Below are 16,917 nucleotides of genomic sequence, written 5' to 3'. Positions count from 1 at the left end.
TCGGGCATATGCCCGAGGCCTTTTTTATAATTTTATTTCTTCGTCCTTCGCGTTGAAAAAATGAAACTCCGTCAGAAAATAAGACGGCACGGCCTTGACCTTGATCCACTTTCCATACTTGAAAAACCATTTCAACCTTTTGGAGATCAAGCCGGACTTGATATATACCTCAATATAAGGGTGCACACACAAGGTTACACCTTTTTCATTTTGCTCCTCCAGGATAAAACTCAAATTGTTTTCAATGTCATCCAACAGGACAATACTGGAACGGATCTCTCCCGTACCATCACAAGCAGGACATTTTTCATTCGTCACGACGCTCATCTCCGGTCTTACCCGTTGGCGCGTGATCTGTACAAGGCCAAATTTGCTTGGCGGGAGTATCGTATGGCGTGCCCGATCCTCCTTCATACATTCCTTGAGGTACGTATAAAGATCCTTCCTATTTGTTGCCTTGTGCATATCGATAAAGTCCACAACGACTATACCGCCCATATCACGCAAACGCAATTGTCTGGCAATTTCCCGTGCTGCTTCCTTGTTGACCAAAAGGGCATTATCCTCTTGGTTTTCCTTGCTTGCGATACGGTTGCCGCTATTCACGTCGATGACATGCAAAGCCTCGGTATGCTCAATGACCAAATAGGCTCCACCTTGTAAATTGACTGTTTTACCAAAAGACGCCTTAATCTGCTTTTCAATGCCAAAATGATCAAAAATAGGCTCCTTATGTTTATAGAGCTTGACTATTTTTTCCAGTTCTGGCGATATCTCCTGTACGTATGATTTTGTCTCTTCATAGATGACAGGATCGTTGACATATATATGTGTAAACTCGTCCGTCAGGATATCACGCAGGATGGTAGAAGCTCTATCCATCTCACCCAACACCTTTTGCGGAGGTTCGGCATTTTTAAGGCGCTTGGTAAACAGTTCCCATTTCGAAATCAAATCGAGTAGATCTTTTTGCATTTCTTCTACTCCCTTGCCCTCGGACACCGTACGGATAATCACACCAAAGTTTGCAGGTTTGATACTCTCTACAATCTTCTTGAGACGTGTACGTTCCGCGCTGCTTTTGATTTTTTTGGAAATGGAAACAGAACTTGAAAAAGGCACCAACACGACAAAACGTCCTGCAATGGACAGATCCGAACTCAAGCGCGGACCTTTTGTCGAAATAGGTTCTTTTGCGATCTGTACGGGTAAAAGCATATTCCGGTTCAATACTTCCGAAATCTTACCTGCCTTATCGATATCCTTTTCAAGCTTCAAACTACTGAGCAGCTTCTCTTGATAGCTGCCATTCTTTACTACACGGGTCAATTTTAATAAGGAATGTACCTGAGGACCTAGATCCAGATAATGCAAAAAAGCATCCTTGTCGTAACCAACGTCGACAAAAGCGGCATTCAAACCCGGCATAATTTTTTTGATACGCCCCAGATAGATATCTCCGACGGAAAAATTATTGCCGACCTTTTCCTTATTAAGTTCTACTAATTGTTTATCCTGTAGTAAAGCAATAGTCACCCCGTTTTCAGGGGTTGAATCGATAATTAATTCCTTTACCAACAGCTACTAAAATTGTGGGAAGGCACCTCGCGTACCCTTTCCCAAATGAAACATAAAACTTGTGAAAAAACTTTATTGCAATGCAAAACAACCTATGATAAAACAACGAATTGAAATCATAGGTTGCGGATAGCCTTTGGATGAGAACATACTCGCCCTCTAAAGACTATACAAAGTTATTTCTTCTTGTGTCTGTTTTTTCTCAAACGTTTCTTACGTTTGTGAGTAGCCATTTTGTGTCTTTTTCTTTTCTTTCCGCTTGGCATAGCTTAATGTTTTTAATGTGAATAATTTTGTTAATTACTTTGGCTCAATGCTTCGATCTGACGATCGATGTATTGAGAAAGGGTTGGATCGGCAGCCATTTCCTTGCTTTTTTGATAAGCAGCGATAGCTTCGTTCTTCAACCCAATTTTTTCATACCCTGTAGCCAAATAAAAATAAGACTCGGCATCGGGTTTTTGTTCAACGACCGTTTTGAAACGGTCAATGGCTTTATCAAATTGTTGGGACTGCAACGAAAACAGGCCCAACGCCTTATTGGCCTCTACATTTTTGGGATCTTCTTCTACAACCTCACGTAGCAAAGCGATGCCTTGCATGGGGTTATTTGTGCCTGTCACCAACGCTGATCCAAGCCCGGTCTTGGCCGACAGATTTTTATCATCCAATGCAAGCGCCTGTTCATAAGCTGCAATAGCACGTTGGTTAAGAGCAGAAACCATTGCCGTGTCTTGTAGATTGGTATATCCCTCTCGATAGGCATCTCCCGACTTCACCCAATAGCCGACAGTAGGCGAGAGACGAGCCATTTCTTCATATACAAACCCTTGCGGGATCGCTTTGGCTACATCATCCCATTTGTCTGCCAATTGTTGTAATAGACTAACTTTCCCTTCGCCTTCTACCTGTTCAATCTGTTTCTCGATAGCCGTGATTTCCTGTGCGATGGTTGCGTTTATGCTCTGCTTGGACATCTCCGATACCGTCTGCAGGTTGTAAGGAGAGGAAACCTCTTCGGTCGTCTCCGTTGAGGCACCTTTGTCTTTATCCACCAAACCCTTGATCGGCTGCATCAGCAATACACCCATCAAGGCTACTGCCAACACGACGACAAGGATTTGTTTGGTTTTCATCTGAAGATATTGGGATTATTTTTTTACTTTGTTACCTGACTTTACCTTTTCCACAAAAACTTTTGCAGGCTTGAAGCTTGGTACATAATGCTCAGGAATGATAATAGCCGTATTCTTGGAAATGTTACGGGCTGTTTTCTCAGCTCTCTTTTTTACTACAAAACTTCCGAAACCTCTTACATAAACATTTTCTCCCTGGATCATTGCATTTTTAACCACCTTGAAGAATGCCTCTACGGTCTCCTGGACATCTACCTTCTCTAATCCTGTCTTGTTAGAGATCTCTGCAATAATTTCTGCTTTAGTCATATCTATTTATACTGTATTATTTAATTTCTTCCCTTCCCAACATTTCGGGACGCAAAATTACCGTTTTAAAATGAGGTTTTAAAATATTTTAAATATTAATACCCCATATTTTTTTCATTTTCAAAACGTTACCTCCATAAACCGCCTTCCCCCTACTCAAAACGTGACGGCAAATCTAGCATTATTTTACTGATTTTCAAATCTTTAATTTTATTTCGCGTCACAACCTAACCGTTCGAAACAGTAGTATAGTCCCGAAAGCATCATTCCAAAATCCTATCCAAAGCATGTATTGTAGTGTAAAAATCGGCCTCTATATTAATAGAAATATTTCACATTTTCTATTAATATATTGCTTAAATCATTACTCCTATAGCTTTCACACCTAGGTTTCTTGATCTCGAATAGATTATTTTATATTTTTTTTGGATTTGAATTTTTTATTCCTAATTTTGGTTAACCAATTTTTGGTTGACCAATTTAAACGGTATGTTAAAGTTTTAATATGAGCACAACTATCATTGACAACATTTCGGCTATACAGATCCAGTCGCCTGTGGACATCATTATCCATCAGATCCGGAACCTGATTGTTTCCGGACAGCTAAAACCGGGAGATCGTCTTCCGTCTGAGCGTATATTGAGTGAAAGATTCCAGACAGGTCGGAGCTATGTAAGAGAAGCTATCCTCAAACTCCAGTTTTACGGACTATTGAAGACCAACCCGCAAAGTGGCACTTATGTAGCCGGTCTGAGTATCAATATTATCGATAGCATGATCGGTGACTTAATCAACTTTAGTAAAGACGATTTCTATGCCTTGATCGAAGCCCGTTATCACTTGGAGCTCAACGCGGTACAATTAGCGGCTCAGCGGAGATCAGAAGAAGATTTAAAAATCTTGAAAGACACGATGCTTACTTTTGAAATCAAGACCAACAACAACCAGTCCAGTGTAGAGGAAGACATGCTTTTCCATACTAAAATTGCACAAGCATCTCAAAATACGGTCCTCTCCTCCATGCTTCTGCATTTGATACCGGATTTGGTTAAACACATCACAGAAAAAAAAGTATGCGGCGAAAATCAGGTTTTCGATGCCATCGATCAACACAGAGCTATATACGAAGCTATCGAAAAGCAAGATGCAAATCTTGCCGAAGAAGCTATGAAAATACATTTAAACGCAATTTGGGAACTTAGCCAACGTGAACTAAAAAATAGACAGATAATTTAACTTTTTAATAGCTCAATTCATTATGAGAAACTACATAAAATATGTGGTAAGGGTATTTTTTGCCTTTATTTTCCCGCTCACCATCTTTGCACAGGATCACCCTAGCTTGCTGATTACACAGCCAAAGCTACCCAAACTGCGTAGTGGAGTGGAACAGCTACCACTATTGAAAACCAGTTTCTTGGAGATAAAAAACTTTGTCGATCTCGAATTGCAGGGCACAGTGTCCGTACCTACGCCCCAAGATGCAGGCGGTGGCTATACCCACGAGCTACACAAGAAAAATTACCAGTTGCTGCTCAATAGTGCTATCTGTTATCAGATCACACTAGAGCAGAAATATCTTAAAAGGTGCAAAGAAATATTTTTGGCGTATGCTCAAAGCTACAAGAATTGGCCCGAGCATCCTAAACGAAAAGAGAATCATCCAAGTGGGCGTATTTTTTGGCAAAACCTCAATGATTGTGTATGGTTAGTGCATGCCATCCAAGCATACGATCTGATCGTATCCGAACTATCCGACCAAGAAAGAAAACATATCGAAAACAACCTCTTTGTACCGATGGTCGATTATCTGATGGTCAATCACAAAGACGTATTCGACAAAATCCATAACCATGGGACTTGGAGCATTGCCGCCGTAGGGCTTACGGGATTGGTATTGGGCAAAAAGGAATGGGTGGACAAATCAATTTATGGTAGTGCATTAGACAAAAATACCGGCTTTCTGAAGCAAATGGACGAATTGTTTTCACCCGATGGATATTATGCTGAAGGCCCTTATTATCAAAGATACGCATTGCTCCCCTTTGTCTTGTTTGCAAAGGCGCTGCACAACTACAGACCGGAACTAAAGATCTTCGAATACAGGGACAAACTTCTGGCCAAGGCTATCGAAACCGTATTTCAGACCAGCTATACAAACGGCCTGTTGTTCCCGCTCAATGACGCCATCAAGGACAAATCTATCAAAAGCAACGAGCTGATCCTAGCCAACAATATCATCTATGGAGACATCAGTCCCTCTCCTACACTCTTGGGCATGGCACAAAAACAAGGGAAAGTTACCCTTTCAGATGCTGGCCTACAGGTCGCAGAAGACATTTATCTTGGAAAATCACAACCCTTTGACTACAAAACAACATTGATACACGATGGCAAAGATGGTAAAAAAGGAGGTATAGCTATCCTTCGCCACGGCGCAGAAGATACGCAACAAGCCTTGGTACTGAAAAATACTACACACGGCATGGGACACGGACACTTCGACCGCCTCAGCTTCCTATTATATGACAATGGCACAGAAATATTCCCCGACTATGGGGCAGCACGTTTTCTGAACATCGAAACTAAATCCGGCGGGCACTATTTGAAAGAAAACAACTCCTGGGCCAAACAGACTATCGCGCATAATACCCTCGTCATCAGCGAAGCCTCACAGTTCAATGCAAAGGTCAGCGCTGCCGAAGAGTATACCCCTTCCATGATCAAGCTCAAGGAACAGGGAACTATCACATATACCATTGCTTCGGACAAGAATGCCTATCCACAGACAAGCTTGTCAAGAGCATTGATCACCTTAAAAATTGAAGGACTAGAAAAACCACTTATCCTGGACATCAGTATGGCACATGGCAACACTAAAATGGCGAGCATTGATCTCCCTTACTATTATCTTGGACAGGTAGTAGATCAATCCCAAAAAGATCTGGCCGCAGCACAGACATTGCACACATTTGGCACCAAAAACGGATATGAGCACCTTTGGTTAGACGGTAGCTATACCCTTCAGCAAAAGGATAATTACCTCACCCTTTTGACGAATTACAAATTTTACAAGATTCATTTTGCAAACAATAGCCCGGAGACTTCGCTCCATCACGTGCATCTAGGAGCAAACGACCCCAATCTCAACCTACTGCCCACAAGAGGGTTTATATTAAGGCAAAAAAACACCAACCGTGCCGTATTCGCCCAACTGCTCGAAACCTATGGCGATATCAATCCTACCGACGAAACCATCACGAACGCCAATCCTATGGTCAGTAACTTTAAGATGGTCATGCCATCAGCACATGATATACAGCTCCGTTTCGATGTAGCGGACAAACACTATGGCTTCTCCATAGCAATAACAGACAATGAAATCACTAACGTAAAAACTATAGAACCATGATAAAAAGTGAAAATTTTCAATTCAGTGAGCGTACGCCTTGGGAAGATCTGGGCAATGGCATAAAACGCCAAGTCTACGGATACGATGAGACCATTATGCTAGTAAAAGCCGATTTTGAAACAGGCGCAGTCGGCGAACTGCACAGTCATTTTCATGCGCAGGTCACGTACGTAGAAAGTGGAAAATTCAAAATGACCATTGACGGTGTAGACCAGATTATTTCCAAAGGAGATGGGTACTACGTACCTCCACACGCTGTACACGGATGTATATGTCTGGAAGCGGGCATGTTGATCGATGTCTTTTCACCCTTGCGGGAAGATTTTTTACCTAAAAAATAAGGTGATGAAAAAATTGATATACATTGTATTGGGTTGTCTATCCTATGGACTCGCCACTGCGCAAACTGACACTGTAGTCTATCCAAAAGATTTTACAAAGAAACTCAATGTAGAATACGCCAAGGTCGACGACTGGACTGGGCTCGTGGACATTTACTACCATCCCGACCCGGGTACACCTACACCTATCGTCATCAACATACATGGCGGAGGATGGAACAAGGGTAACAAGGAAACCCAGAAAGGTTTTGGCTCCTGGTTTAAGAACGGTATTGCCGTGGCAAATATGGGTTATCGACTTTCGCAAATAGCACCGGCTCCTGCGGCCATAGAAGATGTCCGGGCTGTCATTGCGTATGTAAAATACCACGCAAAGGAACTCAATATCGATCCCGACAAAGTCATTGTGATGGGTGGCTCCGCAGGCGGACATCTGGCCTTGATGGGTGGCCTGTTGGGGAATGACAAGAGATTTGACAAAAACTGTCTCCCCGTGGAAGATATGCGTGTAGCAGCCATCATTGACAAGTACGGCATCAGCATCATCAAAGACTGGAAGAGCAGATCCCTGAACCAATGGCTCGGCGACAACTTTGGGGACCACACATTTATGAATACAGTGTCGCCGATCACCTATGTACACAAGGATAATCCGCCGGTTTTCATCGTACACGGAACCGCAGATCCTACCGTATCTATCGAAATGTCATACGAACTGAAAAGAAAGCTCGACAAGGCCAAAGTGTACAATGAAATGTATATCGTTAAGGATGGGCTGCATGGCAAATTCCCAAAAGAAGAAAACAACGAGATCAGTAAAAGGATCATCCAGTTCATCAAAAAGCTAAACATCATCTAACACGACATTTATGAAACTACCTGCATTTTTGATTCTGCTGATTTCAGCGATTTCCTGCAAGGCAGCCTCTCTTGCTCCCGATACTGCTGTGCCATCGGCGGAGGACGAGCCTGTCAAGTACACCTTGGTACAGGTACAGAATGTATCTCAATTGAAAAAAGCATTGGCAGAAGCTCAACCCGGTGATTCCATCGTTTTGGCTCCCGGCACATATGAAGGTAAATTTGTATTGGCAAAAAGTGGGACAACGAAAAAACCGATAGTCATCACCGGAAGCGGCGATCAAACCATTCTAGATGCGGGCAGTACGCAGACAGGATATGTATTTCACCTACAGGCAGATTACTGTAAAATCAAGAACATGGCCCTACAAAACGGCCTCAAAGGATTGATGGCGGATGGATCCTCTTTCAATGTATTTGAAGGCTTGATCATACGGCAGGTTGGCGAAGAAGGACTACACCTGCGCAAGTTCAGCAGCAACAATCTAATACAGCATTGCACGATTTCCGATACCGGCCTCAAAAGGCCCGGTTACGGCGAAGGCGTATACATCGGAACCGCAAACAGCAATTGGGCTAAATACACGGACGGCAAGCCCGATGCCTCTGATGCCAATACCGTGGTGCATAACACAATCGGCCCAAACATCACAGCCGAATGCATCGACATCAAAGAAGGTACTTCTAATGGCCTGATCGCACACAACGAATTTTATGCGACGGGTATCTCCGGTGAAAACAGTGCGGACAGTTGGCTGGACGTCAAGGGAAATACCTACCGGATAGAGCACAATAAAGGCTTTCACGATGGTTCGAATGTAAATTTTCTCGATGGAATACAAGTCAACTGTGCTTATGAAGGATGGGGCAGCCACAATGTATTCACCGACAATCAGCTAGAGGTCAATGCCGCAGGTCATGCGATCAACATCCGGTTGAAAAGTAGCAAAGGCGAGGCCGTAGGAAATATAGTCTATAACACCAATACGCAGAAAGGAGCCCAAAAAGGGCTGACCAACATTGCGGTAACAAATAAATGAAACAATGAAGATTAAAGGTTTAAGATGGTATATCATCACATTGATCGCGATCGCTACCGTCATCAATTACATTGACAGGAGTGCAATCAACATCCTTTGGCCCTATATCCACGAGGACTTTGGCATTGACGTAGCCGATTCGAAGAATGCGTTGGCGGCGATTACGACTTTTTTCATGATTGCCTATGCCATCGGCCAGACCGTCACCGGAAAAATGATGGATGCCATCGGCACACGTTTGGGAATGACGGTATCTATCCTTGGGTGGAGCCTTTCCATAGCCCTGCATGCCTTTGCAAAAACGATTCTCAGTTTTAGTATTTTCCGGCTTTTCTTAGGGTTCTTCGAAGCGGGCAACTGGCCCGGGGCGACCAAGAACAATGCCGAGTGGTTTCCTCCCAAAGAAAGGGCTATAGCACAGGGGATTTTTGGTGCCGGGGCAAGTCTGGGGTCGGTCGTCTCCGCACCGGTCATCGTCCTGCTGTACATCGCTTTTGGATGGAAAGCCACATTTGTACTGATTGGTTTTCTGGGACTGATATGGCTTATACCTTGGTTATACTTCAACCGTAACATCCCACAAAATCACCCTTTCATTACTGAGGAAGAAAAACAGCATATCATGCAGCAAGACCCTCATACGGTGACCGCTGCCGCAGAGCCCTTACATTGGAAAGAACTTTTGAAAATCAAAAATACTTGGGGTATTATTCTTTCCCGGTTTTTTATTGATCCGGTATGGTGGCTCTTCGTAACCTGGCTTCCTACTTTTCTCAAAGAACAGTTCCACTTCGACATCAAGCAGATCGGAGCCTTCGCTTGGGTGCCTTATCTATTTGCTGCTTTGGGATCGTTGGCAGGGGGCTATTACTCTTCTTACCGCATCCGTCAGCAGATACCGGCTGTACAGGCCCGAAAAGAAGCCGTCACCATAGGGTCCATTCTGATGATCGTATCGTTGATCATTATCCTGCTGCGCTTGGACGCGCTCAAAGATACACCTACGCTAGCTATGTGCCTGATCGGGATGACACTATTCGGTTTTCAGTTTTTAATAAACAATATACAGACCCTGCCTAGTGATTATTTCCACGGAAAAAATGTCGGCACAGTCTCCGGAATGGGAGGTACAGCAGCTGTACTCGGCACGCTGATCACCACTTGGATCGTACCCATCATTACGCAGACAAGCTATATATCCTTTTTTGCCTTAGCGGCCATCCTGGTACCGCTATCCTGGATCAGCATCAAATACATTTACTCAAAAAAATAAAATTTTATACCATGAAACTTAAAAACAAAGTCGCAATCGTAACAGGAGGAGCAAGAGATATCGGCAGAGAAGTATCTCTTAAATTGGCGCGAGAAGGTGCCAAAGTCGTTGTCAATTATTTTGGAAATGAAGACAACGCCAAAGAGACCCTGCGATTGATCAAAGAAGCCGGAGGCGAAGCCATCGCCGTGAAGGGCGATATGACCAAACGGGAAGATATCGAAAACCTCGTACAATCTGCTGTCAACCAATACGGTTCGCAGATTGATGTATTGGTCAATGTAGCCGGAGGCCTTGTCGCACGCAAAACAACGGAAGAAATGGACGAAGACTTTTGGCATTATGTCCTTGATCTCAATCTCACCAGTGTGTTTTTGGCTGTAAAAAACACACTGCCTTATATGCCTCAAGGAGGAGCCATCGTCAATTTGTCTTCCTTGGCTGGACGTGACGGCGGTGGAGCAGGTGCATCAGCTTATGCGACCTCCAAAGGAGCGTTGATGACATATACACGTGCTTTGGCCAAAGAGCTCGGTCCCAAAGGTATCCGTGTCAATGCCGTTGCTCCCGGCATGATCGCCACCACATTCCACGATACATTTACCAAACCCGAAGCACGTACCAATACGGCAAATGCCACTCCACTGCGGCGTGAAGGGCAGGCAAAGGAAGTGGCCGATCTGGTAGTATATTTGGCATCCGACGAAGCTAGCTTCGTCACCGGTACAAATGTAGATATCAACGGAGGATTGAGTTTTTCATAATACAGAAAAAAACAGCAAATGGACACCTAACCAACGTCCATTTGCTATCTAAATATTATAAACCAAAATATCATGAGAACATCGATACACATCGTGTTATTCACCTTGCTATTCTCCTTACTGTCCGCTACCGTACACGGACAGACCAAGGTAAAAGTCACAGGTGAAGTTGTCGATTCGCTGGGTCGCCCGCTAGTAGGTGCCACCATAGGAATAAAGGACAGCAAACAGGCTGTACAAACAAACAAGGATGGCAAATTCGAAATACGTGTAGAAAGAGGGAAGATCGTACAGGTGTCTGCCGTAGGATACACATCCTATGCCAAACAAATCACCAATGCCGAGAATCTTGTCATCTCCCTCCGGCCCAAAGCCAGGGAAATCGACGAAGTCATTGTGATCGGATACGGTACACAGAAAAAATCATCTGTCACGGGTTCGATCAGCAAGTTGGTCAATACCAATCTGGATGAAATACCGACCTCCCGGCTAGATAATGCCTTGATCGGGAAAATCGCTGGTGTAACCATTCAAAATGTTACCTCCGAAGTTGGCGCCGAGCCCGTCGTACGGGTCAGGGGATTCAATTCCATCAGCACAAATACTTCTCCTCTTGTCGTGATAGACGGCTACCCCGTGCCGGACGGACTATCTTTTGTCAATCCACAGGATGTCGAATCCATTGAAGTATTGAAAGATGCTGCCTCCGCCGCCATCTACGGCTCTCGTGCAGCAAACGGAGTGATCCTGATCACGACCAAATCCGGTATCCCTGACCGCCCGCGCTACACTGTCAAAGCCTATACCGGAATCAGAAACACATTGAAGCTGCACCCCATCATGACGATGACAGAATATGCCAATCTGATGTACGAAGAAGCTGCCTTGCGTGAAAGTGACCCTAGTGTACCGGCCAACAGAAAAAACCTGTTCAACAACAACGAACGTGCACAATATGTCATCGAGACCCAGGTCATCGGACAGCCTACCGATTGGCAACAACTGGGCCTACAGGATGCCACGATCAGTAATATCCAAATTGGGTTGTCCGGTGGTAAAAAAGAAGTAAAATATTTCCTCACCGGAAATGCCCAAACGGACAACGGAGCCATGCGTTACAGCAAAAACGACAAGATGTCTATCCGCTCCAAAGTAAATACCATACTCAGTCCCAAAGTCAAACTCAATTTCAACATCAACCCCTCCTATTCCAGCACGACTAGACCCGGGGTCAACTATACCGACTACTACCGGTGGTTCTCCTACGTACCGGCATACCACACCGAGTTTTCGGCTGCATTTGTCAACCAGAACCCACAATGGGCTGACATAAAAGCCGGTGACTACGCACAGGCAAGACATTTTAACGGTATAAGCTACTCTGGCTATATGCCGGACGGACAGCTATGGACCAGCACAGGCACAATTGATCCTTGGAATACGACCAATAACACACCGCTATCCATCGCCAATAGAACGGACAACACTCGGCTAAACTATCGCGTACTCGGTAGCATGGACCTGGACTATGAGATCATCAAAAATCTGATATTCAAGACCTCTATCGGCGGATATTACAACATCACGCAAAACCGGACGTTTGTACAAAGTGATGCCAGACAGGATGGAGCCGTCAACCAAGCAACCCTCTTTAACAGGCATTACAAAGACATCCTTTGGGAAAATACCCTCAACTATACCAAAAAAATCCGTCAGCACAATTTTACCGGTTTGCTAGGTTTCACCACACAGCAGACCTGGATTGACGATGACAATATGGTGGGCAGGGATTTTCCTACCGAAGACTTCAAAACCTTGAACCAAGCGGGTCAGATCGATCAAGAACTGACCTATACGCTGAAAGATCAAATCGGCTTGCTATCCTACCTGGGGCGGATCACTTACGATTTTGACAACAAGTACATGCTCGCTGTATCTTATCGTGTTGATGGAAGCTCTTACTTTTACAAAGGACAGAAATACGGCAGTTTTCCATCGATATCCGCCGGATGGATGTTGTCGGACGAAAGTTTTATGAAAGGTATTTCCTGGCTGAACTCTCTAAAAATCCGCTCCAGCTATGGTGCTACCGGAAACAACAGGATCAACAGCTTTGCCTTCCAAGATCTGATGTATCCGGCAAACTATTCTTTTGGTACGGGTACGGGCAATGTCAATCTGGGGCTTTCACCCAACGGCGAATTGCTGGCAAACCCAAGTATCACTTGGGAACGTACCTTTGAGTCCAATACAGGTATAGATGCTGCTTTTCTGCGCAACCGCATCAACCTCACCGTAGAGTACTACAGTTCCAAAACAGACCGCTTACTTTATAATCAAGCCACGATGGCATTCAGTGGCTCCAACGAATACATCAATAATGCCGGAAGAGTCAAAAACAAAGGAGTAGAAGTGGAATTGACAACAAAAAACATCCACAATACCAACTTTGAATGGACGACCAACCTCAACATCAGTCATAACCGCAATACGTTGACCGAATTGGGAGGTGAACCGTTCCAGTACAGCTTTGGCGAACGCAACGAGGTGTACGCGGCAAATATCGGACAACCTTCAATACAGTTTTTCGGATACAAAACCGATGGCGTATGGCTATCGCAGGCACAGATAGACGAAGCTGTGGACAATGGTCTCACCACCAATCTCAGCAACTACCTTGTCCCCGGAGGTCTGAAGATCGTCGACGTGGACAACAATAATATCATCGACCAAAATGACCGTACCATCATTGGCAACCCATTTCCGGACTTCACCTGGGGTATTACCAATACGATGAAATACAAAAACTTCGACCTAAGTTTTCTATTGCAAGGAGCAAAAGGAGGCCAACTGATCAATGGAGATCACAACTATAACGAATCCAAACGCTTCAATCGGGCAATCGTAGAAAACAGATGGTTGAGCGAAATGCATCCGGGCGACGGCAAAACACCTTACCTCACCAACGGAATCAATTGGATGCTGACCGATTACGTGGTCGAAGATGCTTCGTATGCATCCCTCCGCTCGGTGATTTTGGGCTATACATTCAAACAAAAAGCGCTCAGCAAGATCGGCGTCAAGGCCCTCCGTCTTTATGCCTCCGGTGAAAACCTGCTCTATTTTATGGGCAAGGGATATAGAGGCATCAATCCAGAAGCCCGTACCATTTCGGGAGATTACAACAATCCTTTGATAAGCGGCTATCAACGAGGAGCATTCCCCTTGATGCGTACGTATATGTTTGGATTAGACTTTAATTTTTAAATCATATTGCCATGAAAAGAATATTCTTTATCAGCATATTGTTTATGTCGCTCACTTCTTGCGAGAGGATCATCGACATCGACCCTATTTCCAATGTTGGTGCAGGAGCCTTCTACCGAAACTACAAAGAAGCCAATACGGCCCTTACAGGTTGTTACCAAGGAATGCACGCACCTTTACACAATGAATGGATGATGACCGAACTACGGTCGGATCTGTCCTTACAGGGGGTGCCCAATACAAGTGCCGTCCCTCGACTGGAACAAAACGAGCTCGACATGTTTACGCTAAATGCAGACCACAACGAGGTGTATACCTATTGGATCAACACATACCGTAATATCCGTGCCATCAACTACCTGCTCACCAATCTGGGTGTGTACTACCGCGATGGCAATCATCAGATCAATAGGAATACCAATATGACCGAGAGCGAATGGAAGCAAGTCGTCGGAGAAGCATTGTTCCTACGCGCTTACCATTATTTCAATATGGTCCGGCTATTTGGCAACATCTTTATGGTGACTGAGCCCGTAGATCCCAATACGGCCAAGGCCAAGAACTACAATACACTCGAGGACGTCTATTCCTTGATCAGCCAAGATCTGACTGCCGCCGCACAGTACCTCCCAGCAACGCAATACCAGAACCAAAATCAAAATGATCTTGGTCGGGCAACGCATTGGGCCGCAAGAGCATTGCTCGCCAAGGTGTACCTGACTTTGGGAAAGAAAGCTGAAGCATTGAATGAACTGAATGAGATCATAAACACTAGTGGACACCGCCTATTGGACAGTTACAGTGATGTGTTCTCCATAGGCAACGAGATGAGTGCCGAGATCATTTTTGCCGTGCGGTACAAAGCAGGTGGGTTTGGGCTGGGTTCGCCCTTTGCCAATCTTTTTGCACCGACAGGCTCAGGTTCTGCTGTGGTCAACAACGATGGCGATGGATTCAATTTTCCGACCAACCACGCCATGAGCATGTATTCGATCGCCCATAGCACAGACAAGGATCAACGCTATGCCAATAACCTCGCGATATACAGCCCGACAAAACCTTATGTCAGAAAATACCTGTCGGCAGTCATGACAAGGTACGATGCCGAAAACGACTTTCCCGTCCTCCGCTATGCCGATGTATTACTCATGAAAGCAGAAGCCCAAGGCTTTGACGGTGCTGACGGTGAATCTGTCCGGATCATCAACCAGATCCGAGAACGTGCAGGAGCAGTAGATTACGATGGGACCTCGGCTTTCTCTTCCCGTTTTTTCAAATATCCTTTAGCAGGAAACAACAGTATCACGGATGAAAACAGCTTTATAGATGCCCTATTGAACGAAAGAAAACTGGAATTGGCCTTTGAAAACCAACGTTTCTTCGATCTGGTACGGTTCGGCAAAGCCATCACCGTGCTCCAGCAGCATTTTGCCGATGAATATGAAGCACATTACGGTCTCATAAAACCCGAGATACCTCTACCGGATCTACAAGCCAAAGTGACGAATGACCGGTTACTGCTCCCTATACCATTGAGAGAGATCACCACAAACAATCAATTGGAACTGGAACAAAATCCCGGATATTAAACCATCATTATCATGAAAACATTATTTAATATCTTACTCGTATTCGGCTTCATGTATAGCATGAATGCCTGTAGCAAATCACCGGATGATCTGATTGCTAACGATAAAGGTGCAGCCGACGTCGTCGAAACAAAAAGCTATACCTACAATATAGCCACCAAACAATTAAGTCCGGATGCCAATATCCAAGCAAAGATCACGGCACAAAAAGACATCAGTTGGATATACACTTATCTGATCCGTGAGGGCAAAGCCGATTCTTTATTAAGCATCCTGTACACTAAAGATCTGGACGACAAGCGCAATCTCGATTTCGCCATAGAGGGTACAAAATTCGCCAATATCCCTATGGAAAATGTGTCGGGTCTCAAGTTGATGATCAAACGTGCAGACAATAGTTCAGACCAAGCCTTTATCAGCATACAGAGCTTTACCCCGCCTACACCGAAATGGGAAAACGTACCTTCTTCTTTGGAGCCGGACGAGAACGACATCGTACACGTGACCGCTACGGCATTGTCCCAAAACGGCATTACCAAAATAGAACTGTATGATGATTATCAAGGCACATTCGTCAAAGTACATGAGGTCACGGTCAACAATGATCAACAATATAGCTTTGTGTACGACTACACGTATCGGCCGAACACGGCCAATCTCAAACTGGTACTGTACGATGGATACGACTTGCAAACAGAAGCTGTGATCAGCATACCTGTATTGCCGTACGACATATACAAAGATGTAACCATGAGTGCACAAGGTACCACTACTGTCACATTCGACAACAGTGCGATTATACTACCTACTTATCAATTGATAGGCCCGTGCAATTTTGCAAACTACGAGACAAGTATCTCTTTCTTTTTCTATAATACAAGTAATGGGCCTACCTTCTATGCGCCGACGAATTCGGGTGGTGTAATCGGTAATTATCGGTGCAACGGTGCACAATATGCACCCACTATTCCGGTTACCGGTTGGACAGCGACACTCTTTAGGGTGTTGGATCCGACGAATTCGACACAGAGTGCTATTTATGATGCTTACAACACGAACAATATCCCTAGTTTGGATGATGGTTTTTTTACTGGCATAAGTCTTCCCAGTTCAGGTGCACCACGTCTTGGAACAAGTTCCGGTCAGTTCAATGTCGAAACGGCCTACCTGATATGGGCTAGAATACCCAACCCGGACAAAACCATCAACGTATTATTGCGTATTAAGAACGTGAATTCGAATGGCAATCAGTCTACCGTAACATTTGATTTGCTGGTGCCGAAGGATTAGATTTAAGAAGGCACACGTGTGCTTAGATTCCTTCCTGTCCGTAGACTTCCGCAAGA

At 44.6% G+C, this 16,917-nt stretch carries 13 protein-coding genes; 10 read left to right on the top strand and 3 right to left on the bottom strand.

From position 1 onward, the window contains the following. Positions 1 to 24 precede the first annotated feature (24 nt). The 3 genes from G5B00_RS03695 to G5B00_RS03685 all read right to left on the bottom strand — a co-directional run bounded on the left by G5B00_RS03695 (position 25) and on the right by G5B00_RS03685 (position 3,023). Positions 25 to 1,578: an Rne/Rng family ribonuclease gene (locus tag G5B00_RS03695; RefSeq protein ID WP_163871894.1), complete on the bottom strand. Its 1,554-nt coding sequence runs from the start codon at positions 1,576 to 1,578 to the stop codon at positions 25 to 27. Positions 1,579 to 1,874: 296 nt separating this feature from the next. Further along, positions 1,875 to 2,714, bottom strand: coding sequence for a tetratricopeptide repeat protein (locus G5B00_RS03690; RefSeq protein ID WP_163871893.1), 840 nt, complete (start codon positions 2,712 to 2,714; stop codon positions 1,875 to 1,877). A 15-nt stretch (positions 2,715 to 2,729) separates the two neighbouring features. After that, entirely contained in the window at positions 2,730 to 3,023 is a 294-nt protein-coding gene (locus tag G5B00_RS03685; protein WP_163871892.1) for an HU family DNA-binding protein, read from the bottom strand. Positions 3,024 to 3,528: 505 nt separating this feature from the next. Here G5B00_RS03685 and G5B00_RS03680 point away from each other — a divergent pair. The 10 genes from G5B00_RS03680 to G5B00_RS03635 all read left to right on the top strand — a co-directional run bounded on the left by G5B00_RS03680 (position 3,529) and on the right by G5B00_RS03635 (position 16,861). Further along, complete coding sequence (locus tag G5B00_RS03680) at positions 3,529 to 4,260, top strand: FadR/GntR family transcriptional regulator (protein ID WP_163871891.1); 732 nt, start codon at positions 3,529 to 3,531, stop codon at positions 4,258 to 4,260. A gap of 22 nt (positions 4,261 to 4,282) precedes the next feature. Further along, positions 4,283 to 6,436: a heparinase II/III family protein gene (locus tag G5B00_RS03675; RefSeq protein ID WP_163871890.1), complete on the top strand. Its 2,154-nt coding sequence runs from the start codon at positions 4,283 to 4,285 to the stop codon at positions 6,434 to 6,436. Further along, on the top strand, positions 6,433 to 6,777 hold the full coding sequence (locus G5B00_RS03670; protein WP_163871889.1) for a cupin domain-containing protein: 345 nt from the start codon (positions 6,433 to 6,435) through the stop codon (positions 6,775 to 6,777). Before G5B00_RS03675 ends, G5B00_RS03670 begins: the two co-directional genes overlap by 4 nt. Positions 6,778 to 6,781: 4 nt before the next feature. Further along, positions 6,782 to 7,636, top strand: a complete 855-nt coding sequence (locus tag G5B00_RS03665) for an alpha/beta hydrolase (protein WP_163871888.1) — start codon at positions 6,782 to 6,784, stop codon at positions 7,634 to 7,636. Positions 7,637 to 7,646: 10 nt separating this feature from the next. Continuing rightward, entirely contained in the window at positions 7,647 to 8,678 is a 1,032-nt protein-coding gene (locus G5B00_RS03660; protein WP_163871887.1) for a right-handed parallel beta-helix repeat-containing protein, read from the top strand. Between the two features lie 4 nt (positions 8,679 to 8,682). After that, on the top strand, positions 8,683 to 9,951 hold the full coding sequence (locus tag G5B00_RS03655; protein WP_163871886.1) for an MFS transporter: 1,269 nt from the start codon (positions 8,683 to 8,685) through the stop codon (positions 9,949 to 9,951). An 11-nt stretch (positions 9,952 to 9,962) separates the two neighbouring features. Further along, on the top strand, positions 9,963 to 10,715 hold the full coding sequence (locus tag G5B00_RS03650; protein ID WP_163871885.1) for an SDR family NAD(P)-dependent oxidoreductase: 753 nt from the start codon (positions 9,963 to 9,965) through the stop codon (positions 10,713 to 10,715). A 72-nt stretch (positions 10,716 to 10,787) separates the two neighbouring features. Next, on the top strand, positions 10,788 to 13,982 hold the full coding sequence (locus G5B00_RS03645) for a SusC/RagA family TonB-linked outer membrane protein (RefSeq protein ID WP_163871884.1): 3,195 nt from the start codon (positions 10,788 to 10,790) through the stop codon (positions 13,980 to 13,982). Between the two features lie 11 nt (positions 13,983 to 13,993). After that, entirely contained in the window at positions 13,994 to 15,571 is a 1,578-nt protein-coding gene (locus G5B00_RS03640) for a RagB/SusD family nutrient uptake outer membrane protein (protein ID WP_163871883.1), read from the top strand. A 12-nt stretch (positions 15,572 to 15,583) separates the two neighbouring features. Further along, on the top strand, positions 15,584 to 16,861 hold the full coding sequence (locus G5B00_RS03635; RefSeq protein WP_163871882.1) for a hypothetical protein: 1,278 nt from the start codon (positions 15,584 to 15,586) through the stop codon (positions 16,859 to 16,861). The last annotated feature ends 56 nt before the right edge of the window (positions 16,862 to 16,917 follow it).

The sequence above is a fragment of the Parapedobacter sp. SGR-10 genome (genome assembly GCF_011030405.1).
Taxonomy (GTDB): domain Bacteria; phylum Bacteroidota; class Bacteroidia; order Sphingobacteriales; family Sphingobacteriaceae; genus Sphingobacterium.
This window is presented reverse-complemented; position numbering and strand designations above follow the sequence as displayed.

What these genes read in the sequence shown, in the direction of transcription:
- G5B00_RS03660 (WP_163871887.1), top strand. Translation starts at nt 7,647, where the DNA reads ATGAAACTACCTGCATTTTTGATTCTGCTGATTTCAGCGATTTCCTGC.
- G5B00_RS03650 (WP_163871885.1), top strand. Translation starts at nt 9,963, where the DNA reads ATGAAACTTAAAAACAAAGTCGCAATCGTAACAGGAGGAGCAAGAGAT.
- G5B00_RS03685 (WP_163871892.1), bottom strand. Translation starts at nt 3,023, where the DNA reads ATGACTAAAGCAGAAATTATTGCAGAGATCTCTAACAAGACAGGATTA.
- G5B00_RS03645 (WP_163871884.1), top strand. Translation starts at nt 10,788, where the DNA reads ATGAGAACATCGATACACATCGTGTTATTCACCTTGCTATTCTCCTTA.
- G5B00_RS03670 (WP_163871889.1), top strand. Translation starts at nt 6,433, where the DNA reads ATGATAAAAAGTGAAAATTTTCAATTCAGTGAGCGTACGCCTTGGGAA.
- G5B00_RS03640 (WP_163871883.1), top strand. Translation starts at nt 13,994, where the DNA reads ATGAAAAGAATATTCTTTATCAGCATATTGTTTATGTCGCTCACTTCT.
- G5B00_RS03675 (WP_163871890.1), top strand. Translation starts at nt 4,283, where the DNA reads ATGAGAAACTACATAAAATATGTGGTAAGGGTATTTTTTGCCTTTATT.
- G5B00_RS03665 (WP_163871888.1), top strand. Translation starts at nt 6,782, where the DNA reads ATGAAAAAATTGATATACATTGTATTGGGTTGTCTATCCTATGGACTC.
- G5B00_RS03655 (WP_163871886.1), top strand. Translation starts at nt 8,683, where the DNA reads ATGAAGATTAAAGGTTTAAGATGGTATATCATCACATTGATCGCGATC.
- G5B00_RS03690 (WP_163871893.1), bottom strand. Translation starts at nt 2,714, where the DNA reads ATGAAAACCAAACAAATCCTTGTCGTCGTGTTGGCAGTAGCCTTGATG.
- G5B00_RS03680 (WP_163871891.1), top strand. Translation starts at nt 3,529, where the DNA reads ATGAGCACAACTATCATTGACAACATTTCGGCTATACAGATCCAGTCG.
- G5B00_RS03635 (WP_163871882.1), top strand. Translation starts at nt 15,584, where the DNA reads ATGAAAACATTATTTAATATCTTACTCGTATTCGGCTTCATGTATAGC.